This is a genomic window from Daejeonella sp. (assembly GCF_030695525.1).
GTDB lineage: Bacteria > Bacteroidota > Bacteroidia > Sphingobacteriales > Sphingobacteriaceae > Daejeonella.
The window spans coordinates 59,540-79,091 of the sequence record NZ_JAUYSS010000009.1 but is presented as its reverse complement, the minus strand read 5'-3'; the positions used below and the strand labels follow the sequence as shown (position 1 = coordinate 79,091).

Genomic DNA, 19,552 nt, shown 5'->3' with positions numbered 1-19,552 from the left:
AGCTTATTTCTTTTCATCCTTATTATTTGATCCTGTTTTACCAGATGCTTGAGATGTATAGTAATTTGGGGGGAAACCATTGAGGTTCCGCCATATCTCATACCAAATGGGTACATTTTCTAACAGAGCTATTGTTTGAGCACCCGCTCCAATACTTAATTCTTTTGGCCATGGCTCCTCATCTTTATCCGGTGAAACCAAAATTCTGTATTTGCCATTCGGACTGATAAAGTTTTCTATTGCGACTACATTACCCCCAAAAGTTCCATATGACATTCCCGGCCATCCGGAGAAGATAATTGTGGGCCATCCGTCAAACCATACCCTAATTCTGGAGTCTTTTTGTATTAAGGGAAGGTCAATAGGATTTACATATGTTTCCACAGCAATATCATATTTGGCAGGCATTATGCTAACAAGTGCCGTTCCTTCTTTAATTGTTTCTCCGATACCGCTAAGCAATGTCTTATTTACAATACCGCTTTGAGGTGCCCTGATGTGATACAGGCCATTACGTATGCTATAATTTACATACTGATTTTCAAGTTTTGTAACCTGCGCTTCGGTATCATAAAGGCTGCTTTTGGCAGTAAATTTATCGCTGTTGGCTTTTGATATTTTCTCGCTATACTCCGCTTTAATTCGATTTATTTCTACCCGTAAATTGATTAATTCATTTTTTGAAGCCAGCAATTTATTCTGCTGGGTAATAATTTTGGCCTGTGACTCCTGAAGTTTAAGTCTTTTTTCCTCTACATCACTTAATGGTTTCAGCCCGTCGCGATTAAGTGTCTCAGCCCTGCTGAATTGGGTTTGGGCAACAGTCAATTGTGTATGCACTGCTACGAGATCCATACTGTCACTTTTCACTTTCAAAAAAGCCTGTTGTATTTTATTCATTCCCTGCTCAAGCTTAAGGCTAAGTTCCATGCTCAAAGATGCCATCTGGCTTTCTAATGCAATAACTTTATCATCATATGATTCAAGCGCCATCTTTTTTGCATTTACCTGCTGCATTGTGTTTCCCACTAGATTTGGATCAAAATATTCTTCTTTTATTTCAGATATGAATGCAATGGTATCTCCCTTCTTCACAAAGTCACCTTCTTTAACAAACCATTTTTCAACTCTTCCTGCGATTGCCGAATGGATCGTTTGTGGGCGCTGGTCGGGCTTCAGTGTTGTCACAGAACCAGTTCCTCTTATATTTTGTGTCCAGGGTAAAAACAGCCCAATTAAATTTATCAGGCAAATAAACCAAATTATCCTATTTAGAATTTTGTAATGTGGTCTGTTGTTAAGTATCCTGATGGTCTCATATCCGGTTCCATCATCCATTTTTACCGGGTTGTTATTTGATATATTAAGCATTACCAATTGTTTTTATATCCCTGACAATTTCTCCAGTATTCATATCAATTTCTCTGTTACATGCCTTTTTCCAGTATTCATCAATTGATGACACAATTATTGTCCAATCATTTTCCGGACTAACAAGAAAGTCAATTATTTGTCTCGCAGATTTAGGATCCATGCTAATTGTTGGTTCTTCAAGAAACAGGACTTTGGGTCGGCAAATTATAGCTCTTGCAATTAGAATTTTCTGAATCACAGATCTTGTTAAGTGCCTGCCATCAGAATTTATTGTCGTATCCAGCCCATTGGGAAGCCTTTTAACTATAACTGTTAACCCCACCGCTTCTAAAGCCCATCTTACATCCTCACTACTAACTTTAGGGTTATTAAATATCAGATTTTCTATTAAAGTACCTTCAAAAAGTGTATCATCCTGCATTACAAGCCCGGTAAAATTTTTATAATAGCCACTTTCTGATTTTTTCATTACACTTTCGTTAACATATATAATACCAGATGTGGGGGATAGATATCCAGAAAGTAATCTAACAAGTGTTGTTTTTCCTGAATTATTTGTTCCTGCAATAAAGACCTTTTCACCAGGAGTAATTTTAAGGTTGATATTTTTAATTGTATCCTTGTCATCATCAGGAAATCTATAGCTCATATCAACAGTTTCTATGGTTAAATGAGTTTCAGGTGAATCAGAGTCAGGCTTTTTAATACTTTCATAAATTTCCAGATCAGTAACCAAGCCAATCTTCTCGACAGCTGTGAGAACATCATACAAAGTTTCCAAGCCAACTATCAGCTTTTCAACAGAATTGATGATTAATAAGATGATAATCTCGGCAGCTACAAACTGACCGATATTCATTTTTTGGTCCAAAACTAAATAACCACCCACTAATAAAAGTCCGGCTGTAATTAATACCTTATAAATTATTAGTTGGGAAAATTGTGTTTGAATTACATTAAAATGTTTTTCACGATAATGCAGATAGTTATTTACCAATAGATCATTCTTATTTAAAGCATAGTCAAAATTATTTTTTTTAATAAAACTGCTTTTATTACGCGCAATTTCCTGCAGCCAGTAAACTACCTTGTATTTATAGCTGGATTCCTTCAAACTGGTATATAAACCTTTATTAAAGGAAAATTTGAAAATGACATAAAGCATAATCAACAACACTATCCCAAATAGTATGAAAAAAGGGTGATAAAGAGAAAGCAAGATGAGTCCTAATCCTACCTGTAAAAGAGCCGTTGTAAAGTCAAGCAATAATTTGGACGTGCCTTTTTGAATTGCAAGTGTGTCGAAAAACCGGTTCGCAATTTCAGGGGGGTATTCATCATATAGTGCATTAAAGGAAATCTTCGGCAAGCGATATGCAAACTCAAAAGATGAACGGATAAATATCTTTTGCTGAAGGTTTTCTGTAATTCGTAATTGCATAAGTGTCAGAATACCAACCAAAGCAACACCCATAGTTACTATTAGAATAAGCACTTTCCATGAAACGCTAATCTGCCCACCCTGGATAAAATTTACAATCGCCTGAATCCCCAATGGCAGTGAAAGGCTGATTAGTCCGGAAAAAGCAGCGTAAATTATAATCTGGTAAACATCTTTTTTATCCAGCTTTAGTAAGTTATAGAAGCGTTTTAAAGGTGTCATGAGGACTTGATTACAATGCTGTTTACCATATTTAAATAAAAATCAGCAGGCGATACCGATTCATTACAGTTAGTAATTGTTTTAAGATGCTGCTTTAAAAAATGCTGATGCATGGAACCTTCTACTATATTACTTGCAAGACTCTCAGGGTAGGCATAAGCCGGGTTTACTTCCTTTATTATAGCGGCAATTCTATAAATTACACGTTTGTATATCTTAAAAAAACCCTCACGGTTTTCATCATCTACTTCCTTGGTCAAAAATGTTTTAGTAAAATCTGATATTATTATCCTTTTTAAAACGGATTCATCAATATAATCACTTGATATATCATCGGCTGTATCCTCTGTTACCAGTAAAACGGCCTTCATAAGCTGGTCATTTGCATCCACTAAATTTGCAGTTTCAAAAACAAGACGACATTCCATCCAACTCCAGTACCACGAGGAAATATAAAGCAGGAATTTATGTTTATTCTCGAAATACCTGTAGACAGAACTTTCGTTGGTTTGAATTCTTTCTCCTAGTTTCTTAAAAGTAAAGGATTCAAAACCAATTTCATCTATCAGTAAAACACCTTCTTTAACAATGCTTTTGCCCAAAGCTGAACTTTCGGGATTCTTCAGAAAGATGCCTTCCTGGATCTCGGGTCTAATATTTTGAAGTAATGTTTTCATTTTTGAATATTTTACATGCAAACATAATAGTAATACTATCATTTTAAAAAATAAGTTTGACGTATTACAGAATAATGACAGAATGGTTGGGTGTGTGAACTTACAAAGACAGTATGCTGTAAAATGTGATGTTCTATTTAGTTGATTTTAAGTTTAGGGAGTACCCTTAGATTAAACTATTCTAAAATCAGACTAAAAGACCGAAAATGGGAGGTGGAGGTCATTTTTTTTAATTAACCTGAGGTCGACGATATAAGGAAGAGCAACAAATACGGTTATAATTGGTCAGATAAGGCTCTTGAACCACAATGATTTGATTTTGGAAATCAATACCTGTGTGTTATGGGCCGGTTCAGCCCTTTCCTCCGGAGTATTTCCGGCAAGAAATCGCGTTCTGTTTCAAATTTCCCTGTGGTCGGTGTTCTCACCGTACCAAGCACGATAATATCATTGGTCGGTGATAACACCGACCACAGGCGAATAGCCGGAAGCTACCTCCTCCGGCAAGGTTTATTTTACCCGGGGCTGTTTTTCATTGGGAAGGGCAGCTCGGCGCTGCTGGTGCGCGCGCAATGTCATTATTTAAGGTTAAGTTCAACTCTGCCGATTGTCCTTTCAATTCGAAATTTTCTCTGTCGACCCAGAAGAAGGCCGAATATTTATAGATAACCTAGAATGGGTCACATGTTTATAGAACAATTTTCAACGAAATCTAAAGGAAGGTGGTCGAATGTGGTAATGGTACACATACGACCACCTACGGGGTCGCTAATCGGTTTGTATGGTCTTTCTATAAACATGCGACTACCTACGGGGTCGGCTAATCTATTATAACATGTGGCCTCTACAGGGCAAATGGGCAAAACGGTACCAAACAGAAAACTTGAATGCTTAAATAATGACATTGCGCTTGCGCTAGCAAGTGCAGAACACGGGAATTCGCGACCGAAGAATCACAGACCTTGCTTTCTAAAACAATAGAAAATCAGTGAATCTAATTAGTCCCACAAGATTTTACATCGAACTCGCTGTAAACTAAAAATTTAGGAAATGGGCGTCAATGGTATTAAATGAAACGCCTTCAAGAAAATTGAATTGCTGAGTTTATTTGTGGTCCCGGCGGGAATCGATTTTCATGCTTATGGCATTTCTTTACATGTCTTTGGGGTTCAATTAAGTGCATTTGAGAGTGCTAGAGGTCATTCACGTTTTACCCATTTTGTGACCCAATCATTATACCTTAATAAATCTATGGTAGTGCCACGCGTGTCCCGTGCTTTAAGATATTTGATATTTCAATAGCCAGAAATATTTATTTGCCGCTCCTGACTTTATCCCACTCAGTGTTTAGTTTTGATATGGTAGCGGTTTTTACAGCCTTAATATGTAACTCCAATTCTTCAGCTTGGCAATTCGTCTTGAGTAACTCAAAACAATAAACTTTGGCATTTATTAGAATCTCTGTAAAGCGCTCGTCCGTAGAGTCGGTCAACATCAATTCTGCTTGTGTAACCAAAAGCTGAAGCTTGGAGTAATCTTCATTGTTTAGACCCTGCTTGGTAACGAAAAATGAAAGAAGGGTAATAATCTCGCTCATGAGTGAGCGAAATTGAGTTATCCATATCTGTCTATTACCTGAAAGTACTGTTTTATTAAAATCACGTTCACTGTTTTTTCGGGATAATTCGATTTGCTGTTTAGTAGTCTCAAGACTGGTACGCCGCAAATTAATACTCGATACAATATTTGCCAAAAATGCTAATACTCCTATTACGAGAACTGCTATCCAAGGCATCTTCCTCTCCCAATCAGCTAAAGTGGTTTTCGTTGTGTCACTAACAATACCATTTTTAACTAGCAGGAAGGTATCAACCCTGCTTATTTCCCTGCGTTGTGATCGAAGGGAATCAATGTGCTGGGCTCTAGAGATATGACATCCAACAATTGAAATTAAAATAATTATGTAGACAGTGAATTCAATGGGCCTCATTACTTTTTCAAAGTTAATTGATGGAAATTTTGTTGAAAATATCATCTAATGAATCAGCCTGCAATTCCCACCTATAAGCTAAATGCACTTCCCATTCATAACCTTCATTCATGTAAGCAAGTGATAACTTCTGATTCTCTTCATAACTACTTCGAATAATCGCACCATCTGGCAAAGTCTTTCGAGCCGTAATAAAGTTGATTTTATACAAGAAATCTTTCAAGCTTTTGGGGTCTACAGGACTCGCTGAAGCGAAGTTGAAAGTATTATTTATCATGATTTGATGCAGTTTACTATGCAGTTCAGTAGTTGTGTACCTGTATCCATCCTCGGTTGTTCTCTCTTTCTTCGTGGGCCTCATACCATACAAGAGCTTTGAGATCGCTGGTAATTCAGAGATGTACTCGCCGATTGTATCCTCCATTATGCTTTTAGAATATGCCGGTAGAATTGCTTCGATATGTTCGGTACTTATTGTTGTTGATTTGGTCCGGTAAGCCTCTTCAGCTGCTTTTGTGCATAATTTTACGAGATCTCTGGGACGATTCCGAATTCTAGCATGAAAATCTGCCATTTAGCCAACTGTTGTTGCAAATATGTACCTAACAGTTGGTTCTCTTTTGTATTACTTTTTGGGCAATTATCTTTTACATTCCAATCTTTGAGAAGAGTGTATTTCCCAGTAGGAAGTCTCGAAGCGTGTGGACCAACTCTTACAGAGTAATAAATTGGGATTAAGTTGTCAGCCTTTTTCTTGTCCTGACGTAGTACTGTTTTGATGCTATATGTAAGTCTCATTTCTTTATATTTTTTACTCGAATTTCCAATCGTCTTTTTGGATTCTAAAATTTTTAAAACAACTATTTTCTATTCCTCACGTTTTCTGTAGCTTTTAGTTTGCGGGTCCCATGACTTCGGCTCATACTTATTTGACAAACTGTCGATGTATCGACGACGCAGGCTGTAAAAGTCAATGTAGATGTGTCTATGTGAGCCCATAGCATTCGGTACCATCTCAGATCTGATCAGTTTCGCTTTCCGGAGTTCTGACAAATAACGTTTGATACTACTAATCGTAACACCCATTTTCTGACCAAGGAAATCATTAGAAGCAAAGCAGTATCCTTTTTTTGGTGAAAGAGAGCTAATTATTTGAAATAAGAGTCTCGCATGGACACTTAGTTCGTTGTCTTCAAGAATCGGTTTCAAAGACATAAAAGTGGCCTTACGTCCTGCGAAGAGCGCATAGTTAGCAAGGAATTTCGGGTCTAAGTTTTGAGGGCCTAGGAAGTCATTTCCAAATTTTCTCATTTTTTTTGTGGCGATGTGACGCTTACTTTTCATAACTCCCATGAAATGGCACTAATAGCCAAAACTCGTATAGTAATTTACAACTGATTGATTATCAGTTAGAAAAAATTTGTTATAATACTTCAAGATGTTAGTAAGGTGAAAGTTTGATGAAGGTATGGCTCACTAACGAGCCTAGGTTGTCAAGCCGAGCCTAGGTTGTCAAGCCGAGATTCGAACTAGGGGGTAGGCTCGATTTCGGCCCCCATAGTTAAAGAGAGTAGAGATAAAAAGAGTAGATTATCTTCTTGTTTAAGAAGCACATTTAGAGGAGGAGCACTTCGTGCTCAAAGTCACTTTTTTTGAAGGAAGAAGCTCCGTTTCCAGAATAAATTTGGAACTCAGCTTGTGAACAAAATAACTGCTTATAGGTACAACCTCAGAAATATTCATATTTATGATTTTACGTTAGCTTCAATTGTCCTGGAAATGTAGATAAGTGATCGAAGGAAGTTAAAAAAGTGGAATTGGTGACGAAAATTACGTACGAGGCACTTATAATTCATTTTCATCCATTGGATATTCAATGGCGCTTTTCAACTGCCATATCATCACAGACTGATCACGGAGCAATTTTAAGCGTTTTCCGGCGACTTTGTCTCTCGACCAATCTTCCGGTCATCCCCGTGGGAGATCGGTGGACTAGAGTCTTACTTGTTCAATAGAATCTTAAGCTAATTTAAACTCGTTCGTCCTTCACCTACTAAGTTTACGGCGTTTATCTATTGACTAGCTTTTATGATTAAAACTATAAAGTGAGCTTACGTTTCTTGAAGGCCCGGAGCATTTATCAGCTTATGATTTATTCAACTTTCAAAACTAACCATAATAATAAGCGCCTATCATATTTCCATCCGGTGCCTTCGCAATATGACATGTTGTATACCATGTCATCCGCATTTTACCTATAGTGCGACCCACATAGCCAAAAACACATCTCTATTAGGTGAAAACTGCGTTTTTTGTGGTCCCGGCGGGAATCGAACCCACATCTAAAGTTTAGGAAACTTCTATTCTATCCGTTGAACTACGGGACCTATTATTTACCTTACCACGCTGCCATTATTCATGCCTGCCGGAGGAGCCACAAAACTAAGATTTCCATCCGGATTTTCAGCCATAAGAATCATTCCCTGTGATAATATTCCCTTGATCTCCCTGGGCTCCAGATTAATCAAAACTGAAACCTGTTTGCCAATGATATTTTCAGGTTCAAAATGCTCTGCAATTCCTGAAACAATGGTACGCTGATCGATCCCGGTATCGATCTGTAGCTTCAATAGCTTTTTGGTTTTAGCTACTTTTTCAGCAGCCAGAATCGTTCCGACGCGGATATCCATCGCCACAAATTGATCAAAACTGATATTTGGCTTTGAATCTTCCATTTTCAATGCTGCCAGTTCATTGGCATTTTTACTATCCATCAGCTTTTTAATTTGTGCTTCAACTGCATCATCCTCAATCTTCTCAAAAAGTAAACTTGCCTCATTCAACTGATGCCCGATTGGCAGCAAATCAGCAGTTCCTGCTTTGTCCCATTCAAGTTTATCCTGATTAAGCATTTGAAATAATTTATCGGAACTGAACGGAAGAAGTGCTTGGGCGAGGATGGCAAGGTTAGTGGTAATCTGCAATCCAATATTCAGGATTGTTTTTACCCGCTCTTCATCTGTTTTAATTAGTTTCCAGGGTTCGGCATCCGCCAGATATTTATTTCCTAAACGGGCCAGATTCATGAATTCGCTCAAAGCTTCCCTGAAACGATATTGCTCAATAGATGATGCAATCTTCGCCGGGTATTCCTTTAATTCTTCCAGTACTCCCAGATCTGCAGATGTAAGATCAGAACCCATCAAAACCTTGCCATCAAAATATTTATGTGACAGTACCAAAACACGGTTCACAAAATTTCCAAAAATGGCAACCAGTTCATTATTATTCCGGGCCTGAAAATCCTTCCAGGTAAAATCATTGTCTTTAGTCTCTGGTGCAGTAGCTGTTAAAACGTATCGAAGGACATCCTGTTTATTTGGAAAATCCTCAAGATACTCATGCAACCAAACCGCCCAGTTTCTGGAGGTGGAGATCTTATCACCTTCAAGATTCAAAAACTCATTGGCAGGAACATTATCAGGAAGATGGTACTCCCCATGTGCCATAAGTATCGAAGGAAAGATGATACAGTGGAACACAATATTATCCTTACCTATAAAATGAACCAGTTTGGTATCCTCAGCATACCAGTATTTCTCCCAGTTGTCTGCAGGTTTAAGTGCTTCATTAAAATAATAATCAGCTTTCTTCTCTGCACTTAATTCGGGATCACATAAGTCTTTAGTACCCGAAATATACCCGATAGGTGCTTCAAACCATACATATAATACTTTTCCATCAGCTCCTTCAACCGGAACTTTGACTCCCCATTCGAGGTCACGGGTCATAGCACGAGGGTGCAGGCCACCGCTTAGCCATGATTTACATTGCCCGTACACATTTGGACGCCATTCTTTATGGGAGTCGATATAGGCTTCTATTTGAGGCTGCATTTTATCCAGAGGAAGAAACCAGTTCCTGGTTTTCTTTAAAATAGGCTGAGCTCCTGATAAGGTGGATCTCGGATTGATCAGTTCAGTCGGACTAAGTGAAGTACCGCACTTTTCGCACTGATCACCATAAGCTTCCTCGTTTCCACAATTTGGACAGGTACCTATAATATATCTGTCGGCCAAAAACTGTCCGGCCTGTTCATCAAAATACTGTTCGGTTTCTTCTTCATTGAAAACACCCTTATCATACAGCGTTCTGAAGAACCCTCCTGCAGTATCATGATGCGTTTCTGAAGAAGTACGATGATAAATATTAAAAGAAACCCCAAAATCCCTGAATGAATCACCAATAATTTTATGGTATTTATCAACAACCTGCTGTGGTTGTATCCCCTCCTTACGAGCCTTTAGAGTGATTGGAACCCCGTGTTCATCAGATCCGCATACAAAAATAACATCCCGCCCTTTTGATCTGAGATACCTGACATAAATATCTGCCGGAATATACACTCCAGCCAAATGCCCGATATGTACCGGACCGTTTGTATATGGAAGTGCTGCGGTAACCGTATATCTTTTGAATTTATTATGTCCCAAAATCAGAATATTTATATGTTTTTTTGATTTGCAAAGATAAAGGCTAATGAGCTAAATTACTAATGACATCGGAGGTCAATTTGATGTGGATGTAATTTGTAAATTTGAGCAGGTAGCACTCAAAATTAAAGGAGATCTTCCTGAAAAAGCATAAACTAAACTGACTGAATAAGAGATCACAAAATTGATAAACGAAAACATTAGTTATAAATCGCCAAACTATCTGCAGACGGGAGATACTGTGGCCATTACTTGTCCGGCCAAAAAGCTTCCCCGTGACATTGAAGATGCTGTTAATCTCTTGAAATCATGGGGCTTAAATGTCATTCTTGGGGAAACTGTTCATGCTTCCTGGAATCAGTTTGCCGGTAGCGATGAACTGCGCACAGCTGATTTCCAGCGCTTCCTTGATGATCAATCGGTTAAAGCCATATTCGCTGCTCGGGGGGGCTATGGAACCATCCGCATCATTGACCGTCTCGACTTCACCGCTTTCATAAACCATCCTAAATGGATTATAGGTTTTAGCGATATCACGGTTCTTCACAGCCATATTCAGTCTTTGTATAAAACTGAAAGCATACACGGACAAATGCCCTTAACTATCAGGGAAGGTTCTGAAATTTCTTTAGAAACTTTAAGGAAAGCTCTATTCAATGAAGAAATTAATTATTCTTACACCAGTCCGGCAAATAACCGAAGCGGTGAAGCCGAAGGAATATTGATTGGGGGTAATCTGAGCCTGCTGGTCATGATGGGCGGATCGGTGTCTGAACAGGATTTCTCAGGCAAAATCCTCTTTCTTGAAGATGTTGGAGAGTACCTTTATTCGATCGACCGAATGATGTGGAACCTGAAGCGTGCTGGAAAATTGAAGGATCTCAAAGGTTTGATCATTGGAGGTTTTACTGAACTGAAAGATAATGACATTCCATTTGGTCAGACTCCCGAGCGGATAATCATGGATCAAGTTAAAGAGTATGACTTTCCGGTATGCTTTAATTTTCCGGCAGGTCATATTCCGGATAACCGGGCCTTAATTTTTGGAAGAATGAGCAGCTTAAAGGTAGATGGACAACAGGTTCATCTGAGTTATTCAGTCATAGACACAAAAATATCTTTGTAAATAACCAGGTTAATTCATAAAAATTCTAGCCTTTGTAACAATTACATAGACATTAATTAACATTTTACTACTATGTATTGCATATTACCAACCAAAGCATATATCTTTGTTATATGATAGTTGAAAACAGCCAAACTCAAATGAGGAAAGGAATACTTGAATATTGTATTCTTTCCATAATCTCCCGAGGGGAAATTTATGCATCAGATATCATTTCCGAACTAACAAATGCCCGCTTAATTGTCGTAGAGGGTACTATATATCCCCTATTAACGCGCTTAAAGAATAACGGACTGTTGGTCTATAACTGGCAGGAGTCGACATCGGGTCCACCCAGAAAATATTACACCTTGTCGCCAGCGGGTCAGGAAGTGTTGAAACGCTTGGATAATACCTGGTCTGAGTTATCTTATGCTGTGGAGGTATCATTAAATAACAGAATTATCGAATCCAATAAAGAAAATTTCTAAAAAATTGCTAACATTAATACCATGAATAAAACTATTATAATCAATATTAATGGGATTGTTTTCCATATTGAGGAAGATGCATATGAAATGCTGAGGACTTATATGACCGGTGTAAAAAGGCATTTTGCTTATTCCGCCGATAGTGAAGAGATTGTCACGGATATTGAAAACCGACTGGCAGAAATGTTTCTTGAAAAGTTGAAGTATGATCATAAACAGGTAATCATTATCGAAGACGTTGAGTTTGTGACTGAAAAAATGGGTAATGTTGATGATTTCGATGTAGATGAAGAGGATCCAAGCATCCGCTTGTCAACCGGCGCATTTAAAACAGAAAAGAAATTATTCAGGGATATTGAGGACAGCATAATCAGTGGTGTATGTTCAGGAATTGGGCATTATTTTGGCGTAGAGCCAAAGTGGATCAGACTGATTGCAATCATAACCTTATTTATGGGCATAGGTATTCCGGTGTATATTATTTTATGGCTTGTTATCCCCAAGGCTAGAACCAGGGTGGATAAAATGGCAATGAAAGGAGAGCCAATCAATATTCAGAATTTTAAAAAGAACTTTGATGAGGAGATTGAAAGTTTAAAAAGCGGACTCAAAACAGCACGAAAAGAAGCAAAACCGGCAATTCACTCTTTGGCGAAGTTTATCGGCAAAGCCGGGATGATTTTCGTAAAATTTATCGGCGCGATTATCATACTAGCGGGAGTCACCGGCTTATTTGTTCTAGGAATTGGTCTGATTACCTTTTTGGGCTATTGGAACGGTAACCAGTTAAACACCTTTCCTTTTAATGTAGTAAATCCGGGATATAAATCTATTATTACATTATCGGCATTTACCCTGTTATTTATTCCGATTGCAGCACTCGTTGTATTTGCAATCAGAGTATTGTTTGCTCATTTTGAAGTTTCAAAAACTGTTTACTTCGGAATGCTGATTATATGGCTTGCAAGTTTAGGGATTGGAGTGTATCATGTTTCAAAGATTGGTTCTGAATTCAATGAAGAAGCTCAATACTCTGTAAAATCAAATTTAAAACCATCAAAAACCTTTTATTTGAAACTAAATCCTGTTCAATATCTTACAAAAGAAGATAGTATTGATTATAATATAGACCCTAATGATTTTAAGGGCCGCATCATTCTGAATTCCAGAAGAGGGCAGTTTAATTTACCTAGAAATGTAAGTTTGAAAATTGTAAAAGCAAATATAAGCACTCCAATAATTATACAGGAATTCAGGGCCAAGGGTCCGGATTTTGAAACAGCATTATACAATGCACAGCGAGCAAAACATAGTTATATCCAAACTGATTCCCTGCTATTAATTGATGGTAATACCCATCTTCAAAAAGGAGAATTATGGCGCGACCAGAATGTTCATCTGATTCTAAGTATTCCCGAAAGTACTACACTTTTCATTGAAGGCACATTAAACAGGTATCTTGAAGATTATAGCCTATGGGAATGTCAGCCACAAGATGCAAAAAGTGATTTCCTTTCAGAATGGATTATGACAACCAATGGTTTAAAATGCAAAAATGACAGCTTGTATGATCAGAGTAGAAATAAGCCAGAGCAGGAAGCACAATTTTAAGAAACCCCGGATCAGGTCCGGGGTTAGGTTCATTTAATGTCCTACCATAAACACGGCATTGCTGAATAACAATTTACCATTTTCCCAAAAACCTCTGAATAAAGGATTATCAGCCATATATACAACTGAACCGTTGCCCATTTCCTGAACGCCGAAGATCAGACCATCAGCTAGTTTTTTCTTTGCCTGTACTCCTACAAAACCAGTAACATAATTATCTTTTTTAATTGTGCCCACATTCCATCCAGCAGTCAGATACTTATAAACTTTATCATCAAGTTTTAAAGTATAATAAAAGTTTGGAAAACCAAATCCCAATGGATGTGTATTGTCTAAATCGATTTTATAAATAGCTCCCGGAATATTTGTACTTACGTTCTCCCTTTCTCTTTGTTCATAAGCTTTGAGATCTTCATAAATGTTCTTTTCTTCCTTTTTGGCCTCATCCTTATTCTTCAGATCAAAACCTCTTTTGCCGGCCAGATCTGAGACAGCATTTTTCATAGCAATAAGCTTTCCACCACCCCGAATCCATTGCAGCATTTTCTCATTCCCCATGTCACTATATTTGCCATCAGGAAAAATGAGAACATCAAACTCATTCCAGTTGATCATATTCAGGTCCTGCGGCCTTACAATCGTTACGGGATATCCAATCTCCTGCTCGAAAAAATGCCATATCTCACCCAGAGAAAGTGAAGAAACCGTTTCCCCGCCAACCACAACGACCCTGGGTTTTTTTATAAATCGAACCTTACTAGACCCAAGATCTGCCCCCTTATCTACATATGCAGTAGGAATCGCAAAAAGGCTAATTCCTGTTTTTTTTGCAATTTCATTCACTGTCTTCTCAAATCCACTACTAATTGTACTGTTTCCGTTTCGGGTAATGATTAGGGAGCCGGAATTAAAGCGCCTTCCGGAAGTTTCAAATGGAATTTCGGAATACCTTACTTTTATCCCATTATTTAGCAATTCAGCCAGAAATTTCACATCGGCGATAGAATTCCAGTTCGCGATATAGGCAACCGGATTTGAGACTGTAGCAGCAGAAACACTGCTTTCCGGGATAAGGCTAGTTTCAGGTTTAATGGATTCTTTCGTTGCATAAGCCTGAAGTCCGTGAGCATAAGGCAATGACCATGCGGTAATATCATAGGTTGCCGAATCTGACACAAATGTATTTGGCTCAAACAAAACTTTCAGAAGTACTGATTTGGGCTGATGGGCGCTAAGCACCATATCCGTTTGTTCGACCCTGAAACTTTCCGTTTTCCCATTGAAATAATTATAACCCTGAGCCCCCTTTGCAATACCAAAACCAAATTCAATTCCATTCCTTTGAAGCAATGTGGCAAGAGATTTTATCTTCTCAGTATTATCGCCCTTGATAATGTAGGATTTATAAACCCCGGGAGGATTTGATTTGCTTGATGTAAAATAATTCTTAAATTCTATAAGCGCTTGTTCAGCATTTTGGGAAGCCGCTTCCAATGTTGAAAGACCTGATGTATGATGGTGATCAATCCGGTCTTTAAGGGTTAAAGTATCACCCTCGGCATTGATTACTGCAAGCCCTGCTCTTCCTGAGCCACCCTGTTCATAAGTCATTCCTATTGAACCGTTATATACCGGGTAAGTATCTCCATAAGAAGGATATAGCAAATCAAAATTCTCTCTGGTAAAATACATCCAACCATTTTGATCGAAGTAGCGTGCATTATTCTTACCAATAATTGTTTGAAATTCCCGCTGCCATTTGCTGATGTCCTGATGGTAGGGTTCGGCCGCCGGAGCAAAATAATATGGATTATTAATTCCCTGTTCATGAAAATCAACATGAACCTGCGGAAGCCATTGATTATAAACCGCTAGCCGCTGTTGGGATTCGACCTGACTTTGCCATACCCAGTCGCGGTTCAAATCAAAATAATAATGATTGGACCTGCCTCCAGGCCATGGTTCCATATGCTCACGGGCAAAAGGAAGGGCATCTGGAATCGAATTTTTAATTGGATTATAAAAATTAACGTAACGCTCCCTTCCATCAGGGTTTAAACAAGGATCAAGAATAAGCAAAGAATTTTTTAACCATTCTTTAGTTCTTGAATTGGAAGGGTCTAGAAGATCAAAAACGGTTTGTAATGAAGCTTCTGTTGATACAGATTCGTTTCCGTGAACATTGTAACTAAACCATACCAATATCGGTTGATCTTTTAATACTTCTCCAGCCACTGTGGTATTTAAGCCATCTTTAATTCCGGTAAGTTTCATATTATTCTTTCTGATCTCTTCAAGACGGGAAATATTTGAATCCGAACCAACAAAAGCAAGAAATAAAGGTCGGCCTTCATTTGTTTTGCCATAATCCTGCAACTTGATATTCTTTGAGACGGAAGCCAGATATTTGTAATATTCAAGCACCCTGTAATGTGGAGTAAATTGATCCCCCAGCCGATAACCGAGAAATTCGGATGGTGATTGAATTTTTTGGGCAAATCCATTCAATTGCAGTCCTGTTAAAAAGAGGAGCAGAATAAAATATTTTTTCATCCGGAATTCTGTGTTTATAATTGGTAATATCCCAGGTCAAAACGGAAGGACATAAAACAGCATAGATTGAACAGCATAAATTGAAGCAATTATACCGGTATGAGTGTCATTCAGCCATTTTAAAGCCTAAAGAAATCTCCCGAATGTACGAGAGAATCGCATAATTACCAAATTCTTCGCCTGAGAGGAACAAAAGTATTATTATTGTACCAAGCTATCCAAAATGAATATTGAACAGTTATATAAGGTATACAGGAAGCATCCGATAATTTGTACTGATACCAGAAAGATCAGTAAATCATGTCTGTTCTTTGCGTTGAAGGGGGATCATTTCGATGGTAATGAGTTTGCCCTTAAGGCCATTGAAAGCGGTGCAGCCTTTGCAATAATCGATGATAAAAAATATGCTGTAAATGAGCACTTTATACTCGTGTCGGATGTTTTGGAAACACTTCAGGACCTTGCCAGATTTCATCGGAAACAGCTCAGCATCCCGGTAATCGGGATTACAGGAAGCAATGGAAAAACCACTACCAAGGAGTTAATAAGATCTGTACTTTCACAACAGTTTAAAACCTTCGCAACAGAAGGAAACCTGAATAACCATATTGGGGTCCCATTAAGTGTTTTATCAATAGATGATTCCTGCGAAATTGCAATCATTGAAATGGGGGCAAACCATCAGAAAGAGATCGGCTTTCTTTGTGAAATTTCTCAGCCTACACAGGGACTGATCACAAATGTTGGTAAAGCACATTTAGAGGGATTCGGTGGAATTGAAGGAGTCAGAATTGGGAAGGGTGAACTTTATGAATTCATAGCGAAAACCGGGGGTACTATATTCATCAATGCTGATGATCAGGTTTTGAAAGAAATGTGTGTTGAACGCAGACTTGAAAACATAGTAAGCTATGGCTCAGGAAAGGATAATTTCACAAGCGCAAGACTAATAGCTTCTTCACCCTTTCTCGAGATAATCTGGGAAAGCAATGGCGAACCTTCTGATAAGAACAGCTTTACAGCAAAATCAAATTTACCCGGAATCTATAATTTTGATAATATAGTTTCTGCTATCTGTGTGGGCAGCTATTTTAATCTTAGTCCCGAACAAATCAATACCGGGATTAGCTCTTACCATCCTCTAAATAACCGCTCCCAGTTATTAAAAACTGAACAGAATACAATAATCTGCGATTATTATAATGCAAATCCAAGCAGTATGATCGTAGCTTTAAATAACCTTGAATCAATGAATACCGATTCTAAAGCAATAATTTTAGGTGATATGTTTGAACTGGGAAATGAAGCAATCAGAGAACATCAATTGATTCTGGATAAGGCATTGACGGTTAATACAGTCCGAAAGATTTTTATTGGAGAAGAGTTCTATAAACTGAAAGGAAGTAATACTGCTGAATTTTTTAGAACGGTTCAGGAGACACAGCAGGCACTGGAGAAAAATCCGATAAAAAATTGTACAGTTCTTGTTAAAGGATCCAGAGGAATGAAGCTTGAAATATTATTGCCAGTACTGTAATTCAGGGCTTCGTTCCAGATTTTTTGATCAGATTTTTTCGGTATTGCTGAAGTATTAAAATAACAGGTGCACAAAGGAATGAAAAAACATAAAGAGGATGCCCTGGCTCAAATATTAATACTGAAAAAAGGCAGAAAGCAATCAGAAATATTGTTAAATAGTTGTAATAAGTGCTGGTCAGAAACTTTTTAAATGCATTCATCTATTTAGCCTTTTCTACCCTGATTCCGGCATCAGTTACATAGTCAAGCGGATTATCCCTCATATTCTGTTCCAGTTCAATAACATAATTCCCAGGTAAAGAAAATTTATGGCCTTCCTTAAATAAGATCTGATAACTGTATAAATTCCCCGATCCGCTGCCCAACCACTCTCCATCGGGAAGAGCCAGTTTAAACTCTCTTCTTTCAGTTGTTTTTTTTCCATCAGGCCCAATAATATGGATCAGCATAAAAATATTTGAATACTTATAATCTGAGGTATGCCGGAGGTTGAGGTAAAAGTTATAGGATATATCTGTTGCCTCAATGCGCAATGGAATTTTGACTTTCTCTGTATAAGACCAGTTATGCTTATCCAGTTCAATATTGGTATCTACAATTGCCGACTGATCCTGACAGGAAGCCAGGAAGGTCGCCAATAAAGCAACAAATAAAAACAATATTTTAACCGGCTTCATTAAATTATTCTGTAGGTTTCCCTCCTGCTGCCTGATCTCCAGCAGGCTTTTCACGGTTGTTGTTATTCCTGAAATTTTTCCTTCGTTTATTATTTCGGTTTGGGCCTTCAGGTCTTTCAACTTGCGGACCTGCTGGTCTTTGTTGCTGATTAGGATTATGAGGCTTTGGTACCCTTTCAGCCGTTTCCTGTCCGGCAGGTGTAGCTGTACCTGCTTGTGGGGCACCGGGTCCTTTGGGTTTATTTCGGTTCTTGTTGCGATTACTTTTCTTGTTCTTTCCACCCTTGTTATCAAGACGGGTCAGGCTATCCTGCCCAACTACATTTTCGTAATCAAACACCTTAGCAACAACAGGTTTATCTTCTTCGGCAAGCTCTACTTTCAAATATTCCGGTTTAATTCCCTCTTTATTTAGTTTCTGAACCTCTTTTACTCTGGCAATATCTACCGGAATCCAGTTATCATCATTTGGATAACTAAACCACATCAGTTTCTTGAATATATCTGTTTTCTGATGTCTTACCGTCCCGGTCATTGTTTCGAGGCGTTCCACATTATCAGGAATATCCCTAAGAGCATCCATATAGGTATCCAACTCATAATTCAAACAGCATTTTAATTTGCCGCACTGCCCGGCAAGTTTAAGTGTATTCAAAGAAAGGTTCTGATATCTTGCCGCAGAAGTCGATACTGTCTTAAAATCTGTTAACCAGGTTGAACAACATAGTTCACGGCCGCAAGAGCCTATGCCCCCCAGCCGGCTGGCTTCCTGACGCATTCCAATTTGCCGCATCTCAATACGGATCCGGAAGGTCTCTGCCATTTTTTTAATGAGCTCCCTGAAATCAACCCGACCCTCGGCGGTATAATAAAATGTAGCTTTAGTCCGGTCACCCTGATAATCCACATCACTCAGTTTCATTGCCAGGCCAAGTTCCTTTGCCAAAACCCTTGCTTTGTGCATAGTTTCAAACTCGAGATCCTTTGAAACCTTCCATTTTTCTACATCTGTTGGAGTAGCTTTTCGATAGATCTTTTTTAATACATCATCTGTACGTACATGCCTCTTTTTAAGCTGCATACGAACCAGCTCTCCGGTTAGGGAAACATGCCCAATATCAAACCCACCGGTAGTGGTTTCAACAGCTACCAGCTCCCCGGCTTCGAGGTATAAATTTTCGGTATTTAGAAAGAACTCCTTTCGCGAGCCCTTGAATTTAATTTCTATGATATTAAAGGGTTTAAAATTAGAAGGCATATCCATATGCGACAACCAATCATAAACATCTAATTTACTGCAACCATTTGTAAGGCATGAACCATTACTCTTGCATCCGGCTGGGGCACAGCCACCCGTTGAACAACTACCACATCCCATA

15 protein-coding genes and 1 tRNA gene are annotated in these 19,552 nt (G+C 38.4%); 4 read left to right on the top strand and 12 right to left on the bottom strand.

Features of this window, described 5'->3' with window-relative positions; translation table 11 throughout:
* Positions 1-3 precede the first annotated feature (3 nt).
* The 9 genes from Q8S11_RS01525 to metG form a co-directional block, all read right to left on the bottom strand.
* Positions 4-1,371 (bottom strand): HlyD family secretion protein, encoded by a 1,368-nt coding sequence (locus Q8S11_RS01525; protein ID WP_305660310.1) that lies wholly within the window; start codon positions 1,369-1,371, stop codon positions 4-6.
* A complete protein-coding gene (locus Q8S11_RS01520; protein ID WP_305660309.1) occupies positions 1,364-3,037 on the bottom strand; it encodes a peptidase domain-containing ABC transporter in 1,674 nt (557 codons plus the stop codon). Before Q8S11_RS01520 ends, Q8S11_RS01525 begins: the two co-directional genes overlap by 8 nt.
* A complete protein-coding gene (locus Q8S11_RS01515) occupies positions 3,034-3,714 on the bottom strand; it encodes a TetR/AcrR family transcriptional regulator (protein ID WP_305660308.1) in 681 nt (226 codons plus the stop codon). The genes Q8S11_RS01520 and Q8S11_RS01515 overlap by 4 nt, the downstream gene beginning before the upstream one ends.
* A 1,312-nt stretch (positions 3,715-5,026) precedes the next feature.
* A complete protein-coding gene (locus Q8S11_RS01510) occupies positions 5,027-5,704 on the bottom strand; it encodes a hypothetical protein (protein WP_305660307.1) in 678 nt (225 codons plus the stop codon).
* Positions 5,705-5,717: 13 nt separating this feature from the next.
* Positions 5,718-6,278: a P-loop ATPase, Sll1717 family gene (locus tag Q8S11_RS01505; RefSeq protein WP_305660306.1), complete on the bottom strand. Its 561-nt coding sequence runs from the start codon at positions 6,276-6,278 to the stop codon at positions 5,718-5,720.
* Positions 6,230-6,502, bottom strand: coding sequence for an Arm DNA-binding domain-containing protein (locus Q8S11_RS17780; protein ID WP_371135114.1), 273 nt, complete (start codon positions 6,500-6,502; stop codon positions 6,230-6,232). The genes Q8S11_RS01505 and Q8S11_RS17780 overlap by 49 nt, the downstream gene beginning before the upstream one ends.
* A 69-nt stretch (positions 6,503-6,571) precedes the next feature.
* A complete protein-coding gene (locus Q8S11_RS01500) occupies positions 6,572-6,919 on the bottom strand; it encodes a helix-turn-helix domain-containing protein (RefSeq protein ID WP_305660305.1) in 348 nt (115 codons plus the stop codon).
* A gap of 1,100 nt (positions 6,920-8,019) precedes the next feature.
* Positions 8,020-8,091, bottom strand: a tRNA-Arg gene (locus Q8S11_RS01495).
* A 6-nt stretch (positions 8,092-8,097) separates the two neighbouring features.
* A complete protein-coding gene (gene metG / locus Q8S11_RS01490) occupies positions 8,098-10,197 on the bottom strand; it encodes a methionine--tRNA ligase (RefSeq protein WP_305660304.1) in 2,100 nt (699 codons plus the stop codon).
* A gap of 184 nt (positions 10,198-10,381) precedes the next feature.
* On the opposite strand from metG, the gene Q8S11_RS01485 reads away from it, so the two are divergent.
* The 3 genes from Q8S11_RS01485 to Q8S11_RS01475 all read left to right on the top strand — a co-directional run bounded on the left by Q8S11_RS01485 (position 10,382) and on the right by Q8S11_RS01475 (position 13,404).
* Positions 10,382-11,323, top strand: coding sequence for an LD-carboxypeptidase (locus Q8S11_RS01485; RefSeq protein ID WP_305660303.1), 942 nt, complete (start codon positions 10,382-10,384; stop codon positions 11,321-11,323).
* Positions 11,324-11,436: 113 nt separating this feature from the next.
* Positions 11,437-11,793 (top strand): PadR family transcriptional regulator, encoded by a 357-nt coding sequence (locus tag Q8S11_RS01480; RefSeq protein ID WP_305660302.1) that lies wholly within the window; start codon positions 11,437-11,439, stop codon positions 11,791-11,793.
* Positions 11,794-11,814: 21 nt separating this feature from the next.
* Entirely contained in the window at positions 11,815-13,404 is a 1,590-nt protein-coding gene (locus tag Q8S11_RS01475; RefSeq protein ID WP_305660301.1) for a PspC domain-containing protein, read from the top strand.
* A gap of 33 nt (positions 13,405-13,437) precedes the next feature.
* Here the strand turns inward: Q8S11_RS01475 and Q8S11_RS01470 are convergent, their stop codons facing one another.
* Entirely contained in the window at positions 13,438-15,957 is a 2,520-nt protein-coding gene (locus Q8S11_RS01470; RefSeq protein ID WP_305660300.1) for a M14 family metallopeptidase, read from the bottom strand.
* 223 nt (positions 15,958-16,180) lie between these two features.
* On the opposite strand from Q8S11_RS01470, the gene murF reads away from it, so the two are divergent.
* Positions 16,181-17,494: a UDP-N-acetylmuramoyl-tripeptide--D-alanyl-D-alanine ligase gene (murF, locus tag Q8S11_RS01465; protein WP_305660299.1), complete on the top strand. Its 1,314-nt coding sequence runs from the start codon at positions 16,181-16,183 to the stop codon at positions 17,492-17,494.
* Between the two features lie 202 nt (positions 17,495-17,696).
* Here the strand turns inward: murF and Q8S11_RS01460 are convergent, their stop codons facing one another.
* Positions 17,697-18,173 (bottom strand): gliding motility lipoprotein GldH, encoded by a 477-nt coding sequence (locus tag Q8S11_RS01460; protein WP_305660298.1) that lies wholly within the window; start codon positions 18,171-18,173, stop codon positions 17,697-17,699.
* A gap of 4 nt (positions 18,174-18,177) precedes the next feature.
* A complete protein-coding gene (locus Q8S11_RS01455; RefSeq protein ID WP_305660297.1) occupies positions 18,178-19,551 on the bottom strand; it encodes a regulatory iron-sulfur-containing complex subunit RicT in 1,374 nt (457 codons plus the stop codon).
* Between the last annotated feature and the right edge of the window lies 1 nt (position 19,552).

Bases quoted from the DNA above. Each gene is read 5' to 3' on its own strand.
- Q8S11_RS01525 (WP_305660310.1), bottom strand. From the start codon at position 1,371: ATGCTTAATATATCAAATAACAACCCGGTAAAAATGGATGATGGAACC.
- Q8S11_RS01520 (WP_305660309.1), bottom strand. From the start codon at position 3,037: ATGACACCTTTAAAACGCTTCTATAACTTACTAAAGCTGGATAAAAAA.
- Q8S11_RS01515 (WP_305660308.1), bottom strand. From the start codon at position 3,714: ATGAAAACATTACTTCAAAATATTAGACCCGAGATCCAGGAAGGCATC.
- Q8S11_RS01510 (WP_305660307.1), bottom strand. From the start codon at position 5,704: ATGAGGCCCATTGAATTCACTGTCTACATAATTATTTTAATTTCAATT.
- Q8S11_RS01505 (WP_305660306.1), bottom strand. From the start codon at position 6,278: ATGGCAGATTTTCATGCTAGAATTCGGAATCGTCCCAGAGATCTCGTA.
- Q8S11_RS17780 (WP_371135114.1), bottom strand. From the start codon at position 6,502: ATGAGACTTACATATAGCATCAAAACAGTACTACGTCAGGACAAGAAA.
- Q8S11_RS01500 (WP_305660305.1), bottom strand. From the start codon at position 6,919: ATGTCTTTGAAACCGATTCTTGAAGACAACGAACTAAGTGTCCATGCG.
- Q8S11_RS01480 (WP_305660302.1), top strand. From the start codon at position 11,437: ATGATAGTTGAAAACAGCCAAACTCAAATGAGGAAAGGAATACTTGAA.
- Q8S11_RS01475 (WP_305660301.1), top strand. From the start codon at position 11,815: ATGAATAAAACTATTATAATCAATATTAATGGGATTGTTTTCCATATT.
- Q8S11_RS01470 (WP_305660300.1), bottom strand. From the start codon at position 15,957: ATGAAAAAATATTTTATTCTGCTCCTCTTTTTAACAGGACTGCAATTG.
- murF (WP_305660299.1), top strand. From the start codon at position 16,181: ATGAATATTGAACAGTTATATAAGGTATACAGGAAGCATCCGATAATT.
- Q8S11_RS01460 (WP_305660298.1), bottom strand. From the start codon at position 18,173: ATGAAGCCGGTTAAAATATTGTTTTTATTTGTTGCTTTATTGGCGACC.
- Q8S11_RS01455 (WP_305660297.1), bottom strand. From the start codon at position 19,551: ATGGGATGTGGTAGTTGTTCAACGGGTGGCTGTGCCCCAGCCGGATGC.